Here is a 22,004-nt window from a genome sequence, read left to right on the forward strand (position 1 = left end):
GCGCCCCAAGTGCATTCCAGGGAGAGAGTGACTCGCTTACCAGTAGAACTGGATGCGGCCTTCGACGATGTTCGGGTTGTCGTCGACTTCGCGGCGTGCGGCGGTCGACCACTTGGTGGTGTCGACCATCACGTAGTTCAGAGCGAACTTGAAGTTCGAGCGCCAGTACCAGTTCACGCCCGCGGTCCAGATGTTCTGCTTGCCGCCCAGCACGCCAGCCACAGCGCCCGTCGTCGGGTTGCCGGAACCGTCGTTCAGGTCGAGCGTGTCGTAGCGCAGGCCGAGCTGGAACATGCCCAGGCCCGGTTCTTCCGGCAGCAGGGTGACCGGCACGCCGGCCTTGTAGCCCCAGGTCTCGCCGGTGATGTTCCAGACGCCGCTGATGTAGGCACCGTCGCTCTTGTAGTCGCCATGGCCCGTGCCGTAACGATTCACGTTGGCGGTGTAGTACTCGCCCTGCACCTTGATCGGACCGTGCACCCACAGGCCTTCGACGCTGGCGATGCCGACGTTGTCGGTATCGGTCAGGTTGCCGCTGTCGACCAGGCGCTGGGTGGCGAGGTCGGCGTCCGGACGCGAACGCAGGCGGAACGTATCGGCGTCGGTGTCGTAATCGACGTAGGCCAGGCCGACATGCAGGATGTTGCCGGTCTCGTTGATCGGCGCCCAGGTGCCGCGCACGCCGTAGCCCGAGCCGTGGGCGAGGTTGCGGGTGAGTTCGCGACCGAAGTAGCTGCCGGTGATGCTCCAGTTGACGTCACCGTAGCTGTAGGCGACGCCGGTGCGGCGCGCCACGGCGTACGTATTGGTCACGGCAGCCTTGGAGATGAAGTCGTTGAAGCGGGTGCTGGACAGCTCTTCCATGCTGTTGGGCTGCTTGAACTGGCCCACCTGCAGGTAATGGTTCGCGTCGCCGCCGATCTTGTACTTGACGTTGACGTCAAGCCACTTGCCGCTGGACGCGACGGTCGAGGTGGGGTTGGTGGCGCCGTTGTTCGACGGATTGGCCACCGTGACCGACTTCTGGGAGCTGGCGTCGTAGCCGATCACCCATTCGTAATTGCCCGGGCCCTTGCCCTTGAGGATCAGCTCGGCGCGGCGAATGCCGAATTCCTTGTCGTCGCCGTTGGCGCCAGCGCTGGCAGCCGTGCCGCCGGTGCCGGCCGAGTTGAGGTCGACGATATCGTTGTCGTACCAGTTGCCTTCGGCCTGGAAGAGGCCTTCGAACGAGACTTCCGAACCGCCGATGACGTCGAGCGCGACTTCGGCGTGGGCTGCCGGCGCCGCCAGCGCGGCCAGCAGAGCAACGGACAGGGTGCTGCGGGAGAGTTTCATGGCAATAGCCCTTAGGGCGTGGAGAGGACCCGCGCAGGCTAAGTAGTGAAGATTGCGTAAATGTGACAGGGCTGACTTATTTCTTCGGGGTTACCGTTGGGTGACGGGTGGATGCCTTGCACGATCCTAGTGGCGGCTTCGCCGCCGCCCCTCATCCGCCCTGCGGGCACCTTCTCCCCGCAAGCGGGGAGAAGGAACTGCATGAGGAGAAGGGACATCCCTCGCCCCGCTTGCGGGGAGAGGGACAGCGTTGCGAAGCAACGCAGGGTGAGGGGAGGTGAGCGCGAAACCGCTCAGCGCGTAGCCGCCACCGGCTCCCCCGGCGTCTTGTCCGGATACCGGCACAGATCGCGGATCGCGCAATGCGGGCAGTCCGGCTTGCGCGCCTTGCAGACATAGCGGCCGTGCAGGATCAGCCAATGGTGGGCGTCATGCAGGTAGCGCTTGGGCACGACCTGCTCCAGGCCGGCTTCCACCGCCCGCACGTCCTTGCCCGGCGCCAGGCCGGTGCGGTTGGCGACACGAAAGATATGCGTGTCGACCGCGATCGTCGGCTCGCCAAAAGCGGTGTTCAACACCACGTTCGCGGTCTTGCGGCCGACGCCGGGCAGGGCCTCCAGCGCAGCGCGATCGCGCGGCACCTGTCCGCCGTGCTTCTCCAGCAGCTGATGGGCCATGGCCACGACGTTGGCGGCCTTGGTGTTGAACAGTCCGATCGTGGCGATGTAGGGCTTCAGACCTTCGACACCCAGTGCGGCGATCCGCTCGGGCGTATTGGCGACCGGAAACAATTTGCGCGTGGCCTTGTTGACGCCGACGTCGGTGGCTTGTGCCGACAACGTCACCGCGACCAGCAATTCATACGGTGTGGAATATTCGAGCTCGGTCGTCGGTTTCGGATTGAGCTCGGCCAGACGCGCGAACAGTTCCTCGATTTCGGCGGGCGAGAGCCGCTTGCCGCCGCGCGGCTTCGCTGCCTTGGCAGGCGTCTTCTTGCGCGCGCGTTTTGCGACGGCCTTCTTCGCCGCCGTCATGGTTTGCGTCGATCCGCAGCGCGTGCCTTGGCGCGCGCCAGCGCCGCAGCGGCGGCCGACGGCAATGCAGGCTTGGTATCGACCTCAGCGGCGCTTGCCGGCAACGCACTCGCCGCGGCACGCTCCTGTGCGCGGCGCAGCAGGCGCGCCTGTCGCGCGCGGTAGCGTTCGCGCGCAGCCAAGGCGCGCAGTCGCGCGTCGCGGGCGTTCGCGACCAGTGCCGTGCACGCGGCACTACAGCCGTCACAGGCGACGGCCGTCAATAGACCGGCTTCGATAGCGGCGTCCAGATCGTCGGCCGACAGTGCGGCGACGATCGCATGCTGCGGCGACTGCGCGTCGCACCGACACACGGGGCAGACAGTGCTGATCATCGTGCTGGAATGCCGATCACGCGCCCTTGAATTCCGGCTTGCGCCGTTCGAGGAAGGCGGCCGTACCTTCGCGCATGTCCTGCGTCGAGAACACCAGGCCGAACTGCGCCGATTCGTATTCCAGGCCTTCTTCGATCCCGCATTCGCCGCCGATGTTGATGCAGTCGATCATGCCGCGCAGCGCAAGCGGTGCGGAATTCGCGAGTTGCTCGGCCAGCTTCATGGTTTCCGCTTCCAGTTCCGCGGCGGCGACCACGCGGTTGACGATCCCCAGCTGCAATGCACGCGCGGCATCGATGGGGGCGCCGGTCAGGCACAGTTCCAACGTCGCGGCGCGTCCGGCCAGGCGCAGCAATCGCTGCGTGCCGCCGAAGCCGGGAATCAGGCCGAGGTTGATCTCCGGCTGCCCGACCTTCGCCGTGTCGGCAGCGATGCGCAGATGGCAGCACATCGCCAGCTCCAGTCCGCCGCCGAGCGCGAAGCCGTTGACCATCGCGATCACCGGCTTGGGCATGCGTTCGACACGCCGCATCATGCGCGTGCCGCGCAGCGAGAAGTCGCGACCCTGCACCGGCGTGAGCGAATTCATTTCCGCGATGTCCGCGCCGGCGACGAAGGCCTTCGGGCCAGCGCCGGTCAGCACGACCACGCGCACGGCCGGATCGCCGGCCGCCGCATCGAAGGCGGCGTGAAGGGCGTCGAGCGTGGCGGCATTGAGGGCATTCAGCTTGTCCGGCCGGTCGACCGTGATGATACGAATGGATCCGCGGTCGGCGATGCTGACGGGGGCTGCTTGAGAGGTGGTTGCGGACATGTATTTGCTGGAATTTGCAGCCCGCGCGGAACTCCGCGAGGGCATCGGGGTCTGAGGGGAGGCGTCAGTGGCGGTTAAGCCCTGGCGCCGTTATCCTAGCGCGCCCTCGGGGTCAACCGGCATGGTTGGCAAAAAGGGAATTTCACTGCCGGGCGGCGTAGCCGCTTTCTTTCATGATGAGGTTTCAACGAATGAAGTTGCGTTTGATCGCTGCCGCTGTCGCGGCTCTGTTCCTCGCCGGCAATGCTGTCGCCCAGGACACCTCGACCGAGAAGGGCAAGCTGAGCTATGCGCTGGGCTACGACCTGGGCCGCAACGCCATGGAAAGTGGCGAGCAGGTCGACGTCAACACCATCATCAAGGGCCTGCAGGACGGCTACGCGAAGAAGCCGCCGTCGGTGCCGGTCGACCAGCTGCGCACCGCCGTGCAGAACATGCAGAAGCGCCAGCAGGAGAAGGCCAAGGCCGAGTGGGAGAAGGCCGCCGCCGCCAACAAGACCAAGAGCGACAGCTTCATCGCGGCCAACAAGGCCAAGACGGGCGTGAAGGCGCTGCCGAGCGGCGTGCAGTACCGCGTGCTCGAAACCGGTACCGGCGCCAAGCCGACCATGGCGAACACCGTGCAGCTGGAAGTGGCCGGTCCGTTTGCATTCGGCGAGCGTCCGACGCAGGCACGTCCGGCCGGCCAGGTCCCGGGCATCAAGGTCAGCGAAATCGAAGTGGCGGCGATGCGCGAAGTGCTGCAGCAGATGCCGGCCGGCTCCAAGTGGGAAGTCACCCTGCCTGCCGACAAGTACATGGGCGCCGACCCGCGCACCGGCTTCCCCCCGAACGTGGCGGTGCAGTTCGAGATCAAGCTGGTCAGCGTGAAGTAATCAGTCCGATCGCTGTCTTTTCCAGCGTTCGACCCATTGCGCCGGCCTCGAGCCGGCGCAATGCGTTCCAGCGCCGCGAAAGCACCGGTAGACTCGCCACGATGACGACTTATTTCCGTGCCGTCCTGAGCCCCTGTGTCGGTGTCTGCTCGCTGGGCGAGGATGGCCTGTGCGATGGCTGCCATCGCACCACTGCCGAGATCGCGCGCTGGTCGCAGATGAACGACGACGAGCGCCTGCAGCTGATGGAATCGGTATTGCCAGAGCGCGAGTCGCGGCGAGCGTGACCGACATCGGCGTCCCGCTCGCACACATCATCGCGGCGCTGCATCCGCTGGCCGACATGCCGACCGGTGAAGGCTGGAACCACGAGGACATCGTGGATCTGTTGCCCGAGGGACGAGAGTTGGTCGAAGCGGCGGTACTCGTCGGCCTGGTCCAGCGCACGGGCGGCATGCAGGTCCTGCTCACGCGGCGTACGGATGCACTGCGCCATCACGCCGGGCAGGTGAGTTTTCCCGGTGGACGATTGGAGACGGAGGACGCCGATACCGTGGCCGCCGCCCTACGTGAGACCTTCGAGGAGGTCGGGGTCGAACCGGCGCAGGTGCAGCCGCTGGGCTATCTGGATCCGTTCACCACGATCACCGGCTTTCGCGTCGTGCCCGTGGTCGGAACGATCGCCGGCGACTACGTCGCGCACCCGGATCCCAACGAAGTGGCCGAGGTCTTCGAAGTGCCCCTGGCCTTCCTGCTCGATCCGGCCAACCTCGGCAGCCGTTCGCTGGAGCATCGCGGCCGCGTGCGCCAGGTGTGGGAGTTCAGCTATCCCGAGCAACGCATCTGGGGCGTCACCGCCTCCATACTGCTCAATCTGCGCGAACGGCTCGCTGCCGTCTCCTGAGCCCGCGCGCGCCAGGCCTACAATCGTTCGCTCCTGAGGAGGATTCGCGATGGGTTGGAACACGCTGGTTCCCGCTGAAACGCTCGCCACCGCCCTGGATCGCCCGGATCTGGTGATCGTGGATTGCCGCTATTCCTCGGCCAACCCCGGGGCGGGCGAATACGCCTACGAGCACTCGCATCTGCCCGGTGCGGTGTATGCGCACTTGGATCGCGACCTGTCCGACATGAGCCGGCGCGGTAGTGGCAATGGTCGCCACCCCTGGCCGGACGCGGAGACCTTCACCGCGAAGCTTGGGCACTGGGGCATCGCGCCGCATCATCAGATCGTCGCCTATGACGATGGCGACGGTTCCATGGCCGCGCGCTTCTGGTTCCTGATGCGCGCGCTGGGGCACGAGAAGGTGGCCGTGCTCGATGGTGGCTTCACGCAGTGGAACAAGCTGCGGCTGCCGGTGAATTTCGAACAGGTACGGCGCCGTGAGACGACCTACACGGCGCAGTTCGATGCGTCGCGCCTGCTTGATGCCGGGCAGGTGCAGGCCGCGCTGGATGCCGGCGAGTTGCTGTTGGATGCGCGTCCGGCGGATCGCTTCCGCGGCGAAAACGACCTCATGGACCGTGTCCACGGCCACGTGCCCGGCGCAGTGAGCCGTCCCCTTGCGCAGAATCTGCGCGACGGACGCTTCAAGCCGGCTGCGGAACTGGCCGACGAGTTTCGTGCCGTCCTGGAAGGGCGCCCGCCACAACAGGCGATCATGATGTGCGGCTCGGGCGTAACCGCGTGCCACAACCTGCTCGCCATGGAGCGTGCCGGCATGCACGGCGCGAAGCTGTACATGGGATCGTGGAGCGGTTGGATCGAAAATCCGGAACGCCCCATCGCGACCGGCTGATCGGCCTGTTACTTGCCCAGCCGCGCGACCAGGGCCTTCAGGCCGGCCTGTGTATCGGCTTCCGTCCACGCATCGATGAAGCGTTCCAGCTGGATGTTCTCCGGCTGCACCGCTTCGATCAGGTCGGCGCGCGAAATCGCACGCGTTGTGAGTACCGGCTGGCGCGGCAGATTCAATAGCGATTGCAGCCAGGCGACGGCGCGCGCCACCACCTGATCCGCCGCGGCAAGCTCATCCACGAGCCCGATCTGGTTGGCGCGTTCGGCATCGACCAGTTCGCCGGTAGCGAGCAGCACCCCCGCGCGATGCTTGCCCACCGCGCGCTCCATCAGCTTCTGGATGCCGATCGGCGCGACCAGTCCGACTTGCGTCTCGTTGAGGCCGATGCGGAAGGGGCGTGTGACGTCTTCGGCTTTCGCCATCACCCGATAATCGCAGCACAGCGCCAGGACGCAGCCGCCGGCCGGCGCATGCCCGGTAATGGCGGCGACTACCGGCACCGGCGAACTTGCCAGGGCACGGATGGCGTCGAAGAAAGCGCCCCAGGCCGCGAGCAGGACGGCCCGGTCCTCGCCGAGCGAAAGCAGGTACGGAACGTCGAGACCGGCAGAGAACACCTTCTCGTTCCCCGACAGCACCAACCCCTTGGCACCTTGCTTCACCGCTGCCGTGATGGCCTGTTGCAGCTCAGCGCACAGCGCGGGGTCCAGGGCATTGACCGGGGCGCGGGCGAGGCGGAGTTCGACGATGTCGGCGTCGTGGCGGAGAGTCTCGATGGCCATGGATTCAGCGCAGTGGGGAAGGGCGGCCGTTATCATAGGCGCATGAACCTGCTCCGAGCCTGCGCCTTTGTTTTCGCTCTGCTGATCGCGCTACCTGCCAGCGCCGGCAAATGCGCGCCACAGGTGCGCGAGGGCTGGATCCGGCTCACGCCGGTGAAGATGCCGATGATGGCGGGCTTCGGCCGGATCGAGAATCCATGCCCGATGCCGGTAACGATCGTCGGGGCCAGCAGCCCGGCCTTCGGCGACGTGTCCCTGCACGAGACGCGGATCGTCGAGGGCGTAAGCCGCATGCGCGAAGTACCGCAACTTCGCCTGGGCCCCGATGGCGCTGCGGTCCTCAAGCCGGGCGGCATGCACCTGATGCTGATGCAGCCGCGCGCGGAGTTGAAGGAAGGCAGTCGCGTCGTGGTGGAGTTCGCGCTCCAGGGCGGCGGCGTGCTGCGCGGCGAACTGCAGGTACGCAAGCCGCCGGCGCCGTAGGCGCCTCAGCTCATTGCGGCACGCACCGCATCCGGAAGCGGAATAGCGCGGCCGCTGGCGCGCTCGATCCACACCACGACGACGTGGCCGTCGCAATAAAGCATGGCGCCATCTTCCGACACGATGCGATGGCCGACCGTGGCGCTGCTCGTGCCCAGCCGCTCGGCGAACAGCTCGACGACGACTTCCGACGGATACGGAATCGGCATGCGGTAATTCAACTGCACCGCCGCGAGCAACGGCGCCATCGCGTCATTCACCCATTCGCCGCCCCAACTGGCGAACCAACGGATGCGCGCTTCCTCGAGGTAAGTGAGGAAGTTGGAATTGTTGACGTGGTTGAACGCATCCAGGTCGCGCCAGCGCAGCGCCACCGGCATGCGGAACAGCACGGGGTGTTCGGCGGTTGCGTGGCTCATGCGGCGGACTTCTTCTTCGCCGGCTTGCGCACTGGCTCGCCCGGCGTCACGCCCAGCAGCGGCGCGAGGAAGCGGCCGGTGTGGGAGTGCGGCAGTGTCGCGATGTCCTCCGGCGTGCCGGTGGCGAGGATGGTGCCGCCGCGATGGCCGCCTTCCGGGCCGAGATCGATGACCCAGTCGGCGGTCTTGATCACGTCCAGATTGTGCTCGATCACCACCACGGTGTTGCCGTCGTCGCGCAGGCGGTGCAGCACGCTGAGCAGGTGTTCGATGTCGTGGAAGTGCAGACCCGTGGTCGGCTCGTCGAGGATGTACAGCGTGCGGCCGGTATCGCGCCGCGAGAGTTCCTTGGACAGCTTCACGCGCTGGGCTTCGCCACCGGATAGCGTGGTCGCGCTCTGGCCGAGCTTGATGTAGCTCAGGCCCACGTCCATCAGCGTCTCAAGTTTTCGCGAAATCGACGGGATGGCCTCGAACAGGTTCAGCGCATCCTCGACGGTCATCTCGAGCACGTCGTTGATGTTGTAGCCCTTGTAGAGGATCTCCAGCGTCTCGCGGTTGTAGCGCTTGCCGTGGCAGACGTCGCAGGGCACGTACACGTCCGGCAGGAAGTGCATCTCGACCTTGATCAGGCCGTCACCCTGGCAGGCCTCGCAGCGGCCTCCGCGTACGTTGAAGCTGAAACGGCCGGGCGAATAACCGCGTGCGCGCGCTTCCGGGACCTGCGCGAACAGTTCGCGCAGCGGCGTGAACAGGCCGGTGTACGTGGCCGGATTGGAGCGCGGCGTGCGGCCGATGGGCGACTGGTCGATGTCGACCACCTTGTCCCACAGGTCCAGGTTTTCGTGCGCGCGGAACGGCGCCGGCGTGTGCGAAGCGCCGTTGAGTTCGTTGGCGGCGATCGCATACAGCGTGTCGTTGATCAGCGTCGACTTGCCCGAACCCGATACGCCGGTGATGCAGGTGAGGAGGCTGGCGGGAACCGCCAGGTCCACATCCTTGAGGTTGTTGCCGGTCGCGCCGCGCAGATGGAACATCGCCTTGGGATCGGGCTTGTGGCGCTTGGCCGGGACTTCGATCTTCTTCTTGCCGCTGAGGTATTGGCCGGTCAGCGAGCGCGGTCCCTTGAGCACATCGGACAGCGAGCCCTGCGCGACGATTTCGCCGCCGTGCACGCCGGCGCCGGGGCCGATGTCGACGATGTGATCGGCCAGACGGATCGCGTCTTCGTCGTGCTCCACCACGATCACGGTGTTGCCCAGATCGCGCAGGCGGGTGAGCGTACCGAGCAGGCGCTCGTTGTCGCGCTGATGCAAGCCGATCGACGGCTCGTCGAGCACGTACATCACGCCGACCAGGCCGGCGCCGATCTGCGAAGCCAGGCGGATGCGCTGCGCTTCGCCGCCGGACAGCGAATCGGCCTTGCGTTCCAAGGTCAGGTAATCGAGACCCACGTCGACGAGGAAGCGCAGGCGATCGGTGATTTCCTTGACGATTTTGATCGCGATTTCGCCGCGCCAGCCGGGCAGGTTCAGCGCCTTGAAGAACGACAGCGCTTCGTCGATCGGCAACACCACCAGCTGCGGCAGCGGCCGGTCGGCGACGAAGACGTTGCGCGCGGCGCGGTTGAGGCGGGCACCACCGCACTCGGTGCAGGCGCGCTCGCTGATGTACTTGGCGAGTTCCTCGCGCACCGCGGCGGATTCGGTTTCCTTGTAGCGGCGCTCCAGGTTGGGAACGATGCCTTCGAAGCGGTGCTTGCGCTGATGGCGCGTCCCGCTTTCGCTGGTGTAGGTGAAGTTGATCAGATCGTCGCCGCTGCCGAACAGCACGGCATCACGGACTTTCGTCGGCAACGTCTGCCACTGCGTGTCGACGCTGAACTTGTAGTGCTTGGCCAGCGACTGGATCAGCGCGAAGTAGTAGGCGTTGCGGCGATCCCAGCCGCGCACCGCACCGGCGGCCAGGGACAGCTCCGGATGCACGACCACGCGCGCGGGATCGAAGAACTGGGCGACGCCCAGGCCGTCGCAGGTCGGGCAGGCGCCCACCGGCGAGTTGAAGGAGAACAGCCGCGGTTCCAGCTCCGGCAGCGAGTAGTCGCAGACCGGGCAGCTGTACTTCGACGAGAACAGCAGCGGCTCAGCTTCAGGCTTGTCGAGCGAATGCACCGCCGCCATGCCGTCGCCGAGCTTCAGCGATGTCTCGAACGACTCGGCCAGGCGCTGCTTGATGTCATCGCGCGGCTTGAAGCGGTCGATCACCGCTTCGATCGTGTGCTTCTGGCGCAGGGCCAGCGGCGGCACCGCGTCGATCTCGTAAAGATTGCCGTCCACGCGCACGCGCACGTAACCCTGCGCGCGCAGTTGCTCGAAGATCTGCGCGTGCTCGCCCTTGCGCTCGCGCACGACCGGCGCCAGCAGCATGTAGCGCTGCTCCGGATCCAGGGTCAGGACCTGATCGACCATCTGGCTGACCGTCTGCGCTTCCAGCGGATAGTGGTGATCCGGGCAGCGCGGCGTGCCGACGCGGGCGTACAGCAGGCGCAGGTAGTCGTAGATCTCGGTGATGGTGCCGACGGTCGAGCGGGGGTTGTGCGACGTCGCCTTCTGCTCGATGGCGATCGCCGGCGACAGGCCCTCGATATGGTCGACGTCCGGCTTCTCCATCACGCTGAGGAACTGGCGGGCGTAGGCCGACAGGGATTCGACGTAACGGCGCTGGCCTTCGGCGTAAATGGTGTCGAAGGCCAGCGAGGACTTGCCGGAACCGGACAGGCCGGTGATGACGATCAGCTTCTCGCGGGGGAGGTCGAGATCGATGTTCTTGAGGTTGTGCGTCCGCGCGCCGCGGATGCGGATGAAATCCAGCGCCATTGAGAGTGGGGATCCGAGGGCGAACAGAGGAGCGTAGCGAGGGGATCAGATGGGGGCAAATGGCCCCATTCCCCAGTCTGGTTTCGGCCGGTCGCAGGGCCTGAGACGGGAGCGGACCCAACGGTTCAGCCACCGGGTCTGGGCGGGACAAGGGTTGGGGACCCGGCCGGCCAGCGCCCGGACCGGCGGGGGCCGGCCGCGGTCCGGGCGGGCAGGGGTGGGGGGCGTCGGGTCCAAATACGTCGCTGTAGCGGCGGGTTGACCCTAACTCGCTGAAACCTATAGAATTCCGCTTCTGTCCGCCCATAAGGGCGCGGCAGGCGACCAAAATAACTACAGAGGAATCTGGTCATGTCGTATGCAGTTGTACTCACCGGCGGTAAGCAATACCGCGTGATGAAGGGGGAAACCCTGCGCGTCGAACTGCTCGAAGCCGAAGCCGGCAGCGAGATCAAGCTCGACAACGTGCTGATGATCGGCGATGGCGAAACCATCAAGATCGGCGACGCGCTCAAGGGCGCTTCGGTCAGCGCGAAGGTGATCGGCCACGGCCGCGCCGACAAGGTGCGCATCGTGAAGTTCCGTCGCCGCAAGCACCACCGCAAGCAGATGGGTCACCGTCAGCACTACACCGAAATCGAAATCACCGGCATTGCCGGCTAAGCAGGAGAAGCAGCCATGGCACACAAAAAGGGCGTAGGTTCCTCGCGCAACGGCCGCGACTCCAACCCGAAGTACTTGGGCGTCAAGATCTACGGCGGCCAGTCCATCGAAGCCGGCAACATCATCGTGCGTCAGCGCGGTACCAACTTCCACCCGGGTTCGGGCGTCGGCCTCGGCCGCGACCACACCCTGTTCGCGCTGATCAACGGCAAGGTCGAGTTCTCGACCAAGGGCCCGAACAAGCGCCGTACCGTCAGCATCGTCGCCGCCGAGTAATCCGCGCGCGCGATGCAGCGAGAAGCCCCGCTTCGGCGGGGTTTTTCGTTTCTGTGGCGTAGCGATAAGCTCGCCAGCGATTCACTTCCAGGCCCAGCTACCCATCCCCATGAAACTCGTCGACGAAGCCGAAATCCAGGTCACCGCGGGCGATGGCGGCAACGGCTGCGTCGGCTTCCGCCGTGAGAAGTTCATCCCGCTGGGCGGGCCGGATGGCGGCGATGGCGGCGATGGCGGCAGCGTGTGGCTGGTCGCGGACGAGAACCTCAACACGCTGGTGGACTTCCGTCACCAGACCAAGTTCAAGGCGCAGCGCGGCGAGAACGGCATGGGCCGGCAGATGTACGGCAAGGCCGGCAACGATCTGGTCATCACCGTGCCCGTCGGAACCGTCGTCACCAATGTCGAGACCGACGAAGTCATCGGCGACCTCACCGCCCACGGCGATCGCCTGCTGGTCGCGAAGGGCGGCAAGGGCGGCCTGGGCAACATGCACTTCAAGAGCTCGATCAACCGCACGCCGCGCAGGGCGCTGCCGGGACTGCCGGGCGAGGAGCGCGCGCTCCAGCTCGAGCTGAAGCTGCTGGCCGATGTCGGCCTGCTCGGATTCCCGAACGCGGGCAAGAGCACCTTCATCCGCGCCGTGTCGGCGGCGACGCCCAAAGTGGCGGACTATCCATTCACCACGCTTTATCCGAATCTCGGCGTGGTTAGCATTGAGCACCACCGCAGCTTCGTCATCGCCGACATCCCGGGCCTGATCGAAGGCGCCGCGGACGGCGCGGGCCTGGGCACTCAATTCCTCAAGCACCTGCAGCGCACCCATCTGCTCTTGCATCTGGTCGACATCGCGCCGATGGAAGGCGGGGTGGAAGGCATCAGTCCGGCTGAGCAGGTGCGTGCGATCGAACGCGAGCTGGAGAAGCACGATCCGGAACTGCTCGCCAAGCCGCGCTGGCTGGTCCTCAACAAGGCGGATCTGTTGCTCGAAGAAGAGCAGCAGGAGGCCGTCCAGGCCATCATCGACGAGCTGGGCTGGAAGGATCGCTGGTACCTGGTGTCGGCCATCGGCCGCGAGAACACCTGGCCGATCATGCTCGACGTGATGCGCTTCTTCGACGAGCTCAAGCAAGCGGCGCATGAAGCCGCCGACGAGGCCGCCTTCCGTGCCGCGCAGACGGACGATTCCGTCGATGAAGTCTGATACATCGTCCATCGCAAACAACAAAAAAGCCCCGCCTGTAGCGGGGCTTTTTCAGCAGGCGCTTGCGGCGCCTGCGGTGATGCAGGGCGCTTTAGGCAGCGACCGACAGCGCCTTGATGCGCGCGGTCAGGCGGCTCTTGTGACGGGCAGCCTTGTTCTTGTGGATCAGGCCACGCGAGCTGAAACGGTCGAGAATCGGCTGAGCCACTTCGAAGGCGGCCTTGGCGCCGGCGGCGTCGTTGGCGTCGAGTGCCTTGAGCACCTTCTTGACGGCGGTACGCAGCATCGAACGCTGAGCGGCGTTGCGGGCATTGCGCACGACGGTCTGCTTGGCGCGCTTCTTGGCGGACTTGATATTGGCCACGACAGGAATCCTGGAAACTTGGTGTTGATGGGATTTGGGGAAATCAGACAGGAAAGTATGGGCGATTCAGTAGCTTGCGTCAACAACCCCCGTTGCCATCGCGGCTTCTCCCGGGGCGAAGCCGTCCGGAGGCCCGCATGAGCCGGCCGAAGATGATCCGTGGGGTGCTGTCGTTCGGCGGCATGACCATGATCTCGCGGGTACTGGGGCTGATCCGGGACATCGCGATCACCTCGACCTTCGGCGCCAATGCCGCCACCGACGCCTTCTGGGTCGCGTTCCGCATTCCCAACTTCATGCGCCGGCTGTTCGCGGAGGGCTCCTTCTCGACCGCGTTCGTTCCGGTCTTTACCGAGGTCAAGGAGACCCGGCCCCACGCGGACCTCAAGGAGCTGATGTCCCGCGTCTCGGGCACCTTGGGCGGGATCCTGCTCGTGGTCACCGCGCTGGGCCTGCTGTTCACACCGCAGGTGGCCTGGTTGTTCAACCTGGGCGGCGGCGTGGCGACGCAGAAGTTCGACCTGACCGTCGAACTGCTGCGCCTGACCTTCCCCTTCATCCTGTTCGTGTCGCTGACCGCGCTGGCGGGCGGGGCGCTGAACAGCTTCCACAAGTTCGGCATGCCGGCGCTGACGCCGGTGATTTTGAACCTGTGCATGATCGCCGGCGCCCTGTGGCTGTCGCCGCACCTGCAGGTGCCGATTACCGCGCTGGGTTGGGCGATCCTCGCAGGCGGCGTTTTGCAGTTGCTGTTCCAACTGCCGGCCCTGCGCGGCCTGGATCTGCTCGCCATGCCGAAGTGGGGCTGGAACCACCCCGACGTGCGCAAGGTAGTGAAGCTGATGGTGCCGACGCTGTTCGGCTCCTCGATCGCCCAGATCAATTTGCTGTTCGACACCATCATCGCCGCGATGCTCTACACCGGCTCGCAGACCTGGCTGTCGCAGGCGGATCGCTTCCTGGAGCTACCGCTTGGCGTGTTCGGCATCGCCCTGGGCACGGTGATCCTGCCTACGCTGTCGCGGCATCACGTCAACACCGATCGCGAAGGCTTTTCGAAAGCGCTCGACTGGGGCCTGCGCACGACCCTGCTGATCGCGCTGCCGGCGATGCTCGGGCTGATGCTGTTGTCGCAGCCATTGGTGGCGACGCTGTTCCAGCACAAGGAATTCACCGCGTTCGACACGCGCATGGCGGCGATGTCGGTGTTCGGCCTCAGCTTCGGCTTGCCCGCCTTCGCGCTGGTGAAGATCGTGCTGCCGGCGTTCTACGCGCGGCAGGATACGAAGACGCCGGTGCGCGCGGGCGTGGCCTCGCTGGTGGCGAACATGGTGCTGAACGTCCTCTTCCTTGCGGTGCTGTTCGTGCTGAAGGTGCCGGCTTCGAAGCAGGGCGACATCATGGGCGGGCTGGCGAGCACGCCGGGCCTGCACCTCGCGATCGGTCTGGCCAGCGCGCTGGCCAGCTACATCAACCTGATGCTGCTCTGGCACTGGCTGCGCAAGGCCGGCGTGTATGAACGCCAGCCGGGGTGGGCGCGGCATCTGGCGCGTCTGGGGCTGGCCTGCGCCGCGATGGCCGTCGCCCTGTTGGTGGCGCTGCATTGGATCCCGGATTTCACCGTCATCGGCAAGTGGGAGCGGATCGGCTATCTCGCCGTCCTGGTCGGCGGCGGCGGCGCGGTCTATCTGGCCTCGCTGATGGCGCTGGGCTTCCGTCCGCGCGACCTGCGCGAGCATTGAGTCTGGGCCGGCGCGGCTATACTTCAAGATCACGGCTGATCGACAGATCGGCCGGCAAAGCCCGGCCCCTCGCCGGGCTTTGGTTGCATGACAGGCCGCTTCGGCCGGCCACATCAGAGAATCCATGAGCAGGCTGTTTCGCGACGTCGAAGGCGGGCCCCGGTGCCCGCACGGCAGTGTGGTCTGCATCGGCGCCTTCGACGGCCTGCATCTGGGGCATCAGGCGCTGGTGCGCCGCACCGTCGAGCGTGCCCGCGACTTGGCCGTGCCCGCGGTCGCCCTGAGCTTCGAACCCTTGCCGCGCGAATTCTTCGCGCCGGGCAATCCGCCGCCGCGCCTGCTGCTGCCGCGCGCCAAGGCCGAGCGCCTGCTCGCGATGGGGTTGGACCAGGTCGGTCTGCTGCGCTTCGACCGGCGCCTGAGCAGCCTCACGGCGGAGGAATTCGCGCAGGTCGTGCTGCAGCAACGGCTGTCGGCGCGCGAAGTTTGGGTCGGTCCGGAATTCCGTTTCGGCAAGGGCCGCGCAGGCGACATCGAGCTGCTGCGTCGCGTCGGCGGTTCGCTCGGATTCCAGGCGGAGGAAATCTCCCCGGTCGAACTCGATGGCGAACGCGTATCGAGTACCCGTATCCGCGCCGCGCTCCAGGCCGGCGATTTCGCCAGCGCCGCGCGATTGCTCGGACGCGCCTATTCCATCGGCGGCCATGTCGTCCGCGGTAAGCAGCTGGGCCGCGAGTTGGGCTTTCCCACCGCCAACCTCCGTTTCGGCGGCAAGACGCCCGCGTTGTCCGGCATCTATGCCACCTGGGTGCATGGGGTCGGCAGCACGCCGCGCGCATCGGTGTCGAGCCTGGGCACGCGCCCCACGGTGGCGGGCGTGGAGCCGCTGCTGGAAGCGCACCTGTTCGACTTTGCCGGCGACCTCTACGGGCGCCGCATCGAAATCGAATTCGTCGCCAAGCTGCGCGACGAGCTGAAGTTCCCCGATCTGACCTCCCTCACCGAGCAGATGCATCGCGACGCCGACCAGGCGCGTACGATCCTGTCCTCCGGTTTTCCCGACCAACCTCGACGAGCCTTCGCCTGAGCCCACCGCTGTGACCGACCAAGAAGCCAGCCGCTACAAGTCCACACTGAATCTGCCCGCGACGGAATTCCCGATGCGCGGCGACCTGCCCAAGCGCGAGCCGGAGACGCTCGCGCGTTGGGAGAGCGAGGGCCTGTACCAGCGAATTCGCGCGAAGACCGGCAAGCGCGCGAAGAGCTTCGTCCTGCACGACGGCCCGCCGTACGCCAACGGCGCGATCCACATCGGCCACGCCGTCAACAAAGTGCTGAAGGACGTGATCGTGAAGTCGAAGCTGCTCGCCGGCTTCGACGCACCGTATGTGCCTGGCTGGGACTGCCACGGCCTGCCGATCGAACACGCCGTCGAGAAGAAGTTCGGCAAGGTCGGCGACAAGCTGGACGCCGCGGCATTCCGTGCGAAGTGCCGCGAATACGCGACCGAACAGATCGACCTGCAGCGCCGCGACTTCAAGCGCCTGGGCGTGCTCGGCGATTGGGAGAATCCCTATCGCACGATGGACTTCGCCACCGAGGCGGGGATCATGCGATCGCTGGCCAAGATCATCGAACGCGGCCATCTGGTGCGCGGCGCCAAGCCGGTGTACTGGTGCTTCGATTGCGTATCGGCGCTGGCCGAAGCCGAGATCGAATACGCCGACAAGGTGTCGCCGGCGATCGACGTCGCCTACAGCGCGCGCAACCCGCAGAAGCTGGCCGGCCTGTTCGGCGTTTCGGTGGAAGAGAGCGCGGACGTAGCGTTGCCGATCTGGACGACCACGCCCTGGACGCTGCCGGCGAGCCTCGCGGTCACCGTCGGCCCCGAACTCGAATACGTGCTGGTGGAAGGACCGCGCCGCAGCGACGGCAGCCGCCGCCTGCTCGTGCTCGCCGAAGCGCTGGCGACCAAAGCGCTTGCGCGTTATGGCGTCACCGAGGTGGTGGTGCTCGGCAACGTCAGCGGCAGCGAGCTGGAAGGGCAGCACCTGCAGCATCCGTTCTACGCCGAGCGCGACATCCCCGTGCTGGTGGGTGAGCACGTCACCGCCGATGACGGTACGGGCGTGGTCCACACCGCGCCGGGCCACGGCCAGGAAGACTTCGTCGTCGGCCAGCGTTACGGCCTGATCGAGAAGTACACCGCCGCGCAGATGAATCCCATCGACGGCCGTGGCCTGTATCTGCCGTCGACGCCGCCCGCGGACGGCCTGACTTTGGCCGGACTGCACATCTGGAAGGCCAACGACGCGCTCACCGAAGTGCTGCGCAGCAACGGCCACCTGCTGGCGCACGCGAAGCTGGAGCACAGCTACCCGCACTGCTGGCGCCACAAGACGCCGGTGGTGTTCCGCGCCACGCCGCAGTGGTTCATCTCGATGGAGCAGGCGCACCTGCGCGAGGACGCACTGCGCGAAATCGGCCAGGTGCAATGGATTCCGGAATGGGGCGAGGCCCGCATCTACGGAATGATCGAAGGTCGCCCGGACTGGTGCATCAGCCGTCAGCGCACCTGGGGCGTGCCGATCGCACTGTTCGTCGATCGCGAGACCCACGAGCCGCACCCGCGTGCATCCGAGCTGATGCGCCGCGTCGCCGACGTGGTCGAGCGCGAAGGCGTCGACGCCTGGTATTCGCTCGATCCGGCTTCGCTGCTGGGCGAGGAAGCGGCGAAGTACGACAAGGTCACCGACATCCTCGACGTCTGGTTCGATTCGGGCGTGACCCACGAATGCGTGCTCGCGCAGCGTCCGCAGGACGGCCTGCACAAGCCTGCGGACTTGTACCTGGAAGGTTCCGACCAGCACCGCGGCTGGTTCCACAGCTCGCTGCTCACCGCCGTGGCGATGGACGGCAAGGCGCCGTACCGCCAGGTGCTCACGCACGGCTTCACCGTCGACGAACAGGGCAAGAAGATGTCCAAGTCGATCGGTAACACGGTCGAGCCGCAGAAGGTGATCAACGCGATGGGTGCGGACGTGCTGCGCCTGTGGATCGCATCGACCGACTACCGCAACGAGATGTCGGTGTCGGACAACATCCTCAAGCGCAGCGGCGATGCGTATCGTCGCATCCGCAATACCGCACGCTTCCTGCTGGCCAATCTCAACGGCTTCGACCACGCGCGCGATCTGCTTCCGCTCGAGGACATGGTCGCGCTGGACCGCTGGATCGTGCACCGCGCCTGGGAACTGCAGCAGCAGATCGCCCAGGCCTACGAGGCGTATGACTTCGCCGCGATCGTGCAGGCGCTGTCCAACTTCTGCAGCGTCGATCTGGGTTCGCTGTACCTGGACGTCACCAAGGACCGCCTCTACACGATGCGCGAGGACTCGCGCGGCCGCCGCTCGGCGCAAAGCGCGATGTTCCGCATCGCCGAAGCGTTCGTGCGCTGGATCGCGCCGATCCTGAGCTTCACCGCCGACGAGATGTGGCGCTATTTGCCGGGCGAGCGCGAAGACAACGTGCTGTTCACCACGTGGTACGACGGCCTGGCCCCGCTGACGAACGATGCGGCGCTGTCCGCCGCGGATTTCAGCCGGCTGTTAGCCCTGCGCGAGGAAGTCAGCAAGACGCTGGAACCGATGCGCGCCGCGGGCGAAATCGGTGCCGCGCTGGAAGCGGAGATCGGCCTGCGCTGCAGCGTCGCCGACCAGAACTGGCTGGCGCCCTTGGCCGATGAGCTGCGCTTCCTCTTCATCAGCGGCGACGTCGAAGTCGTGGCCGACGATGCGGCCAAGGACATCGCCGTGCTGGCCGCGCGGACCAAGAAGGCCAAGTGCGTGCGTTGCTGGCACTACCGTGCCGACGTCGGCACGATTGCCGAACATCCCGAGCTGTGCGGACGTTGCGTCAGCAATATCGATGGCGAAGGCGAAGACCGGAGGTGGTTCTGATGGCCACTCCCGCGATCGGGCGCAACGCGCTGCCGTGGTTGCTGGTGTCGGTGCTGATCATCGCGCTGGACCAGTGGAGCAAGAACTGGGTGCTGACCGCGCTGCCGGAATTCCAGGCCGTGCCGGTCATCGATGGGTTCTGGAACTGGTACCGCACCTACAACACAGGCGCGGCCTTCAGCTTCCTGAGCGATGCCGGCGGCTGGCAAAAGTACCTGTTCACGGCGCTGGCCTTCGGCATCAGCGGCCTGCTGGGCTACTGGCTGTCGCACACGCCGCGCCGCGACTGGCGCGTCGCTTTGCCGTATGCGCTGGTGATCGGCGGCGCGCTGGGCAACGTCATCGACCGGCTCATGCACGGCAAGGTGATCGACTTCATCCAGTGGTACTGGCGCGACCATTACTGGCCCGCATTCAACATTGCGGATTCGGCCATCGTCGGCGGTGCGATCGGCATCGCCCTGTTCGGGCTGCTCGGCAACCGGCCGCGTAAGTCCGACGCAGGTCAACGGGGGTAAAATTGCCGCATGGATGTCCTGCTAGCCAATCCCCGTGGTTTCTGCGCCGGCGTCGACCGCGCGATCGAGATCGTCAAGCGCGCCCTGGAAACGCTCGGCGCGCCGATCTACGTGCGGCACGAAGTCGTGCACAACCGTTTCGTCGTCGACGACCTCAAGCATCGCGGCGCGATCTTCGTCGAGGAACTCGATGAAGTGCCCGACAACGCCACGGTCATCTTCAGCGCGCACGGCGTTTCGCAGGCCGTGCGCAACGAGGCGGGGCAGCGCGGACTGAAAGTGTTCGACGCCACCTGCCCACTGGTGACCAAGGTGCACCTGGAAGTCGCGCGTCAATGCCGCGCCGGCCGCGACGTCGTGCTGATCGGCCACGACGGCCATCCCGAAGTTGAAGGCACGATGGGGCAGTGGAAGCGCGAAGCCGGAGCAGGGGAGATCTACCTGGTCGAAGACATCGAGGATGTCGCCACGCTCCAGGTCGGCCAGCCGGAGAATCTCGCCTACACCACGCAGACGACGCTGTCGGTCGACGACACCCGCGCCGTCATCGAAGCGTTGAGGGCGAAATACCCCGCGATCCAGGGCCCCAAGAACGACGACATCTGCTACGCCACGCAGAATCGCCAGGACGCCGTGCGCGAGCTGGCCGCGAAGTGCGACCTAGTGCTCGTGGTGGGTTCGCCTAACAGCTCCAATTCCAACCGCTTGCGCGAGCTGGCCGAGCGCGAAGGCGTCGAGGCCTATCTGATCGACGGCGCCATCGAAATCGACCCGCGCTGGGTTCACGGCCGCAAGCGCGTGGGCATCACCGCCGGCGCCTCCGCGCCGGAAGTCCTGGTGCGCGGCGTGATCGAGCGCCTGCGCGAACTCGGCGCCGAGCACGTCTCCGAACTCGCCGGCGAGCCCGAAAACATGGTCTTCGCCCTGCCCAAGGAGCTGCGCCTGCAGCTGGTCGATTGACCCTGCCGCGGCCCGGCGCCTACAATTGCGCCCCTTCGCCGGAATAGCTCAGTTGGTAGAGCGGCGCATTCGTAACACCAAAACGCCTGTTTTGAAGCGCTTTTTGACGAAGTAACGGTACTAGGCCCGCAGACGCGGGCCTTTGTTTTTTAAGGTGTTTCCATCCGATGCGGATGGTCCTTATCCGGACACCGTTTCGGGGCACTCGCTAGCGTCATGGCTTACCGCTTACTTACGGAGCCAAGCGCAATGCGTATCCAACTGACGAAGCGTGTCGTTATCGACGCACAGCCCCAGTCGAAGCCTTACGAAATGAGGGACATCCTCACTAAGGGGCTGATCTTGCGTGTCCAACCATCTGGGCACAAAGCATGGATCGTGTCTTGGGCGCATGGGAAGCGACGTACGCTTGGTGCCGTCGAACACATCACCCTGGAGCAGGCCCGAGCCCAAGCGGCCCAGGCGATGGCTGAGGCCGTCCAGCAGCGTCTGCCTGCTATCGCGAAAGCCAGGGTGACCACGTGCACCCTTGGCGATTTTTTAACGGATCACTACGAGCCGTGGGCTGTCGTTGAACTGCGTCGGGGCAAGCGATACGCACAGCGCATCCGCACGCACTTTGCGGGCATACTGAAAACGCCCTTGTCTGCAATCGACGTACCGACGATTGATCGCTGGTGGCGTGATCGCCTGACCAGTGATGCGTGCAAACAAGTTGCCAAAGCGACCGCGTACCGCGACATGGCCACGTTGCGGGCAGCCATGTCGATGGCAGTCGAATGGAAGCTGCTGGATCAAAACCCGTTGTTGGGCATGCGCCAGAAAGCTGTCGAATCACGCAAGATCGTTCGGTATTTGTCGCCAGCCGAAGAAGCCCGCCTGCGTCAGGCGCTAGCTGCACGCGACCGTAAGCTGATACAGGGCAGGGCAAACGGCAATGCTGTGCGCCGGGCGCGGCAAGTGTCGGTCCTGTCGGAGATCCCGCGGGATGGCTTCGGTAACCATTTGACGCCAGTCGTACTTTTAGCCATGAACACCGGTATGCGCCGGGGTGAGCTGTTGTCTTTGCAATGGTCGGACATCGACCTCGATGCAAAGATCATCACCATCCAGGCACGCCATGCAAAGAACGGTCGTCAGCGTCATATCCCGCTCAATACCGAAGCATTGTCGGTTCTGACGCGCTGGGCGCGTCAGTCCGAGGGGCAGGGTAGGGTGTTTGAGCCAAATGACCCTAAGAAGGGTTGGGGCGCGTTGTTGCAAGAAGCAAAGATCACCAGCTTTCGCTTCCACGATTTGCGTCACGACTTCGCAAGCAAGTTGGTGCGCAAGGGCGTCGATCTAAACACTGTGCGTGAACTGCTGGGGCACGCTGATATCGCCATGACACTGCGTTATGCGCATTTGGCGCCGGATGGGCTTGCTGCTGCAGTCGCTAAGTTGAGCTAAGCGCAGTTGCCCACCTGTGCCCGCATCGGGCAGCACTCGAAGTCCTAGGTGGGCCGCTGGAACCATGATCCTGTCACT

Annotated in this window: 19 protein-coding genes and 2 pseudogenes; 13 read left to right on the top strand and 8 right to left on the bottom strand. The window is 65.6% G+C overall.

The window, feature by feature from the left end; translation table 11 throughout:
- Positions 1 to 36 precede the first annotated feature (36 nt).
- The 4 genes from ACYVJ8_RS02390 to ACYVJ8_RS02405 form a co-directional block, all read right to left on the bottom strand.
- On the bottom strand, positions 37 to 1,335 hold the full coding sequence (locus ACYVJ8_RS02390) for an OprO/OprP family phosphate-selective porin (protein ID WP_460709295.1): 1,299 nt from the start codon (positions 1,333 to 1,335) through the stop codon (positions 37 to 39).
- A gap of 293 nt (positions 1,336 to 1,628) precedes the next feature.
- Entirely contained in the window at positions 1,629 to 2,369 is a 741-nt protein-coding gene (gene nth / locus ACYVJ8_RS02395; RefSeq protein WP_460709296.1) for an endonuclease III, read from the bottom strand.
- Entirely contained in the window at positions 2,366 to 2,743 is a 378-nt protein-coding gene (locus ACYVJ8_RS02400) for a hypothetical protein (RefSeq protein ID WP_460709297.1), read from the bottom strand. The genes nth and ACYVJ8_RS02400 overlap by 4 nt, the downstream gene beginning before the upstream one ends.
- Before the next feature lie 16 nt (positions 2,744 to 2,759).
- Positions 2,760 to 3,557 carry an enoyl-CoA hydratase/isomerase family protein gene (locus ACYVJ8_RS02405; protein WP_460709298.1) on the bottom strand — a complete coding sequence of 266 codons (798 nt, stop codon included), beginning with the start codon at positions 3,555 to 3,557 and terminating at the stop codon, positions 2,760 to 2,762.
- Positions 3,558 to 3,748: 191 nt separating this feature from the next.
- Here ACYVJ8_RS02405 and ACYVJ8_RS02410 point away from each other — a divergent pair, with 191 nt between their 5' ends.
- The 3 genes and pseudogenes from ACYVJ8_RS02410 (at position 3,749) to ACYVJ8_RS02420 (ending at position 6,231) form a co-directional block, all read left to right on the top strand.
- Positions 3,749 to 4,432 (top strand): FKBP-type peptidyl-prolyl cis-trans isomerase N-terminal domain-containing protein, encoded by a 684-nt coding sequence (locus ACYVJ8_RS02410; protein ID WP_460709299.1) that lies wholly within the window; start codon positions 3,749 to 3,751, stop codon positions 4,430 to 4,432.
- A gap of 101 nt (positions 4,433 to 4,533) precedes the next feature.
- Positions 4,534 to 5,336 (top strand): annotated as a pseudogene (locus ACYVJ8_RS02415) (CoA pyrophosphatase).
- 49 nt (positions 5,337 to 5,385) lie between these two features.
- Entirely contained in the window at positions 5,386 to 6,231 is an 846-nt protein-coding gene (locus ACYVJ8_RS02420) for a sulfurtransferase (RefSeq protein WP_460709300.1), read from the top strand.
- Between the two features lie 8 nt (positions 6,232 to 6,239).
- Here the strand turns inward: ACYVJ8_RS02420 and ACYVJ8_RS02425 are convergent, their stop codons facing one another.
- Complete coding sequence (locus ACYVJ8_RS02425; protein WP_460709301.1) at positions 6,240 to 7,013, bottom strand: enoyl-CoA hydratase/isomerase family protein; 774 nt, start codon at positions 7,011 to 7,013, stop codon at positions 6,240 to 6,242.
- A 42-nt stretch (positions 7,014 to 7,055) separates the two neighbouring features.
- Here ACYVJ8_RS02425 and ACYVJ8_RS02430 point away from each other — a divergent pair, with 42 nt between their 5' ends.
- Positions 7,056 to 7,496: a copper chaperone PCu(A)C gene (locus ACYVJ8_RS02430; protein WP_460709302.1), complete on the top strand. Its 441-nt coding sequence runs from the start codon at positions 7,056 to 7,058 to the stop codon at positions 7,494 to 7,496.
- A 5-nt stretch (positions 7,497 to 7,501) separates the two neighbouring features.
- Here the strand turns inward: ACYVJ8_RS02430 and ACYVJ8_RS02435 are convergent, their stop codons facing one another.
- The gene (locus tag ACYVJ8_RS02435; RefSeq protein WP_460709303.1) at positions 7,502 to 7,915 is read right to left on the bottom strand and encodes an acyl-CoA thioesterase; all 414 of its coding nucleotides are present in this window, start codon (positions 7,913 to 7,915) and stop codon (positions 7,502 to 7,504) included.
- Positions 7,916 to 7,932: 17 nt separating this feature from the next.
- Positions 7,933 to 10,791, bottom strand: a pseudogene (gene uvrA / locus ACYVJ8_RS02440) (excinuclease ABC subunit UvrA); the annotation flags it as partial.
- Between the two features lie 351 nt (positions 10,792 to 11,142).
- Between uvrA and rplU the strand changes: the two are divergent.
- From rplU to cgtA, 3 genes are all read left to right on the top strand, one after another.
- Positions 11,143 to 11,454 (top strand): 50S ribosomal protein L21, encoded by a 312-nt coding sequence (rplU, locus tag ACYVJ8_RS02445; protein WP_386752056.1) that lies wholly within the window; start codon positions 11,143 to 11,145, stop codon positions 11,452 to 11,454.
- A 15-nt stretch (positions 11,455 to 11,469) separates the two neighbouring features.
- The gene (gene rpmA, locus ACYVJ8_RS02450) at positions 11,470 to 11,730 is read left to right on the top strand and encodes a 50S ribosomal protein L27 (RefSeq protein WP_460709304.1); all 261 of its coding nucleotides are present in this window, start codon (positions 11,470 to 11,472) and stop codon (positions 11,728 to 11,730) included.
- 109 nt (positions 11,731 to 11,839) lie between these two features.
- Entirely contained in the window at positions 11,840 to 12,934 is a 1,095-nt protein-coding gene (gene cgtA, locus ACYVJ8_RS02455; RefSeq protein WP_460709305.1) for an Obg family GTPase CgtA, read from the top strand.
- Positions 12,935 to 13,025: 91 nt separating this feature from the next.
- Here the strand turns inward: cgtA and rpsT are convergent, their stop codons facing one another.
- Positions 13,026 to 13,298, bottom strand: coding sequence for a 30S ribosomal protein S20 (gene rpsT / locus ACYVJ8_RS02460; protein WP_460709306.1), 273 nt, complete (start codon positions 13,296 to 13,298; stop codon positions 13,026 to 13,028).
- Between the two features lie 152 nt (positions 13,299 to 13,450).
- Here rpsT and murJ point away from each other — a divergent pair, with 152 nt between their 5' ends.
- The 6 genes from murJ (at position 13,451) to ACYVJ8_RS02490 (ending at position 21,926) form a co-directional block, all read left to right on the top strand.
- Positions 13,451 to 15,040 carry a murein biosynthesis integral membrane protein MurJ gene (gene murJ, locus ACYVJ8_RS02465; RefSeq protein WP_460711000.1) on the top strand — a complete coding sequence of 530 codons (1,590 nt, stop codon included), beginning with the start codon at positions 13,451 to 13,453 and terminating at the stop codon, positions 15,038 to 15,040.
- A gap of 124 nt (positions 15,041 to 15,164) precedes the next feature.
- A complete protein-coding gene (locus tag ACYVJ8_RS02470; RefSeq protein ID WP_460709307.1) occupies positions 15,165 to 16,127 on the top strand; it encodes a bifunctional riboflavin kinase/FAD synthetase in 963 nt (320 codons plus the stop codon).
- A gap of 73 nt (positions 16,128 to 16,200) precedes the next feature.
- On the top strand, positions 16,201 to 18,999 hold the full coding sequence (gene ileS, locus ACYVJ8_RS02475; protein WP_460711002.1) for an isoleucine--tRNA ligase: 2,799 nt from the start codon (positions 16,201 to 16,203) through the stop codon (positions 18,997 to 18,999).
- Entirely contained in the window at positions 18,999 to 19,517 is a 519-nt protein-coding gene (gene lspA / locus ACYVJ8_RS02480) for a signal peptidase II (protein ID WP_460709308.1), read from the top strand. The genes ileS and lspA overlap by 1 nt, the downstream gene beginning before the upstream one ends.
- Positions 19,518 to 19,526: 9 nt before the next feature.
- Positions 19,527 to 20,477, top strand: coding sequence for a 4-hydroxy-3-methylbut-2-enyl diphosphate reductase (gene ispH, locus ACYVJ8_RS02485; RefSeq protein WP_460709309.1), 951 nt, complete (start codon positions 19,527 to 19,529; stop codon positions 20,475 to 20,477).
- A 249-nt stretch (positions 20,478 to 20,726) separates the two neighbouring features.
- A complete protein-coding gene (locus tag ACYVJ8_RS02490) occupies positions 20,727 to 21,926 on the top strand; it encodes a tyrosine-type recombinase/integrase (RefSeq protein WP_460709310.1) in 1,200 nt (399 codons plus the stop codon).
- Positions 21,927 to 22,004: the final 78 nt, after the last annotated feature.

The organism is Lysobacter terrae, from assembly GCF_054782215.1.

What these genes read in the sequence shown, in the direction of transcription:
- ACYVJ8_RS02390 (WP_460709295.1), bottom strand. Translation starts at nt 1,335, where the DNA reads ATGAAACTCTCCCGCAGCACCCTGTCCGTTGCTCTGCTGGCCGCGCTG.
- nth (WP_460709296.1), bottom strand. Translation starts at nt 2,369, where the DNA reads ATGACGGCGGCGAAGAAGGCCGTCGCAAAACGCGCGCGCAAGAAGACG.
- ACYVJ8_RS02400 (WP_460709297.1), bottom strand. Translation starts at nt 2,743, where the DNA reads ATGATCAGCACTGTCTGCCCCGTGTGTCGGTGCGACGCGCAGTCGCCG.
- ACYVJ8_RS02405 (WP_460709298.1), bottom strand. Translation starts at nt 3,557, where the DNA reads ATGTCCGCAACCACCTCTCAAGCAGCCCCCGTCAGCATCGCCGACCGC.
- ACYVJ8_RS02410 (WP_460709299.1), top strand. Translation starts at nt 3,749, where the DNA reads ATGAAGTTGCGTTTGATCGCTGCCGCTGTCGCGGCTCTGTTCCTCGCC.
- ACYVJ8_RS02420 (WP_460709300.1), top strand. Translation starts at nt 5,386, where the DNA reads ATGGGTTGGAACACGCTGGTTCCCGCTGAAACGCTCGCCACCGCCCTG.
- ACYVJ8_RS02425 (WP_460709301.1), bottom strand. Translation starts at nt 7,013, where the DNA reads ATGGCCATCGAGACTCTCCGCCACGACGCCGACATCGTCGAACTCCGC.
- ACYVJ8_RS02430 (WP_460709302.1), top strand. Translation starts at nt 7,056, where the DNA reads ATGAACCTGCTCCGAGCCTGCGCCTTTGTTTTCGCTCTGCTGATCGCG.
- ACYVJ8_RS02435 (WP_460709303.1), bottom strand. Translation starts at nt 7,915, where the DNA reads ATGAGCCACGCAACCGCCGAACACCCCGTGCTGTTCCGCATGCCGGTG.
- rplU (WP_386752056.1), top strand. Translation starts at nt 11,143, where the DNA reads ATGTCGTATGCAGTTGTACTCACCGGCGGTAAGCAATACCGCGTGATG.
- rpmA (WP_460709304.1), top strand. Translation starts at nt 11,470, where the DNA reads ATGGCACACAAAAAGGGCGTAGGTTCCTCGCGCAACGGCCGCGACTCC.
- cgtA (WP_460709305.1), top strand. Translation starts at nt 11,840, where the DNA reads ATGAAACTCGTCGACGAAGCCGAAATCCAGGTCACCGCGGGCGATGGC.
- murJ (WP_460711000.1), top strand. Translation starts at nt 13,451, where the DNA reads ATGATCCGTGGGGTGCTGTCGTTCGGCGGCATGACCATGATCTCGCGG.
- ACYVJ8_RS02470 (WP_460709307.1), top strand. Translation starts at nt 15,165, where the DNA reads ATGAGCAGGCTGTTTCGCGACGTCGAAGGCGGGCCCCGGTGCCCGCAC.
- ileS (WP_460711002.1), top strand. Translation starts at nt 16,201, where the DNA reads ATGCGCGGCGACCTGCCCAAGCGCGAGCCGGAGACGCTCGCGCGTTGG.
- lspA (WP_460709308.1), top strand. Translation starts at nt 18,999, where the DNA reads ATGGCCACTCCCGCGATCGGGCGCAACGCGCTGCCGTGGTTGCTGGTG.
- ispH (WP_460709309.1), top strand. Translation starts at nt 19,527, where the DNA reads ATGGATGTCCTGCTAGCCAATCCCCGTGGTTTCTGCGCCGGCGTCGAC.
- ACYVJ8_RS02490 (WP_460709310.1), top strand. Translation starts at nt 20,727, where the DNA reads ATGCGTATCCAACTGACGAAGCGTGTCGTTATCGACGCACAGCCCCAG.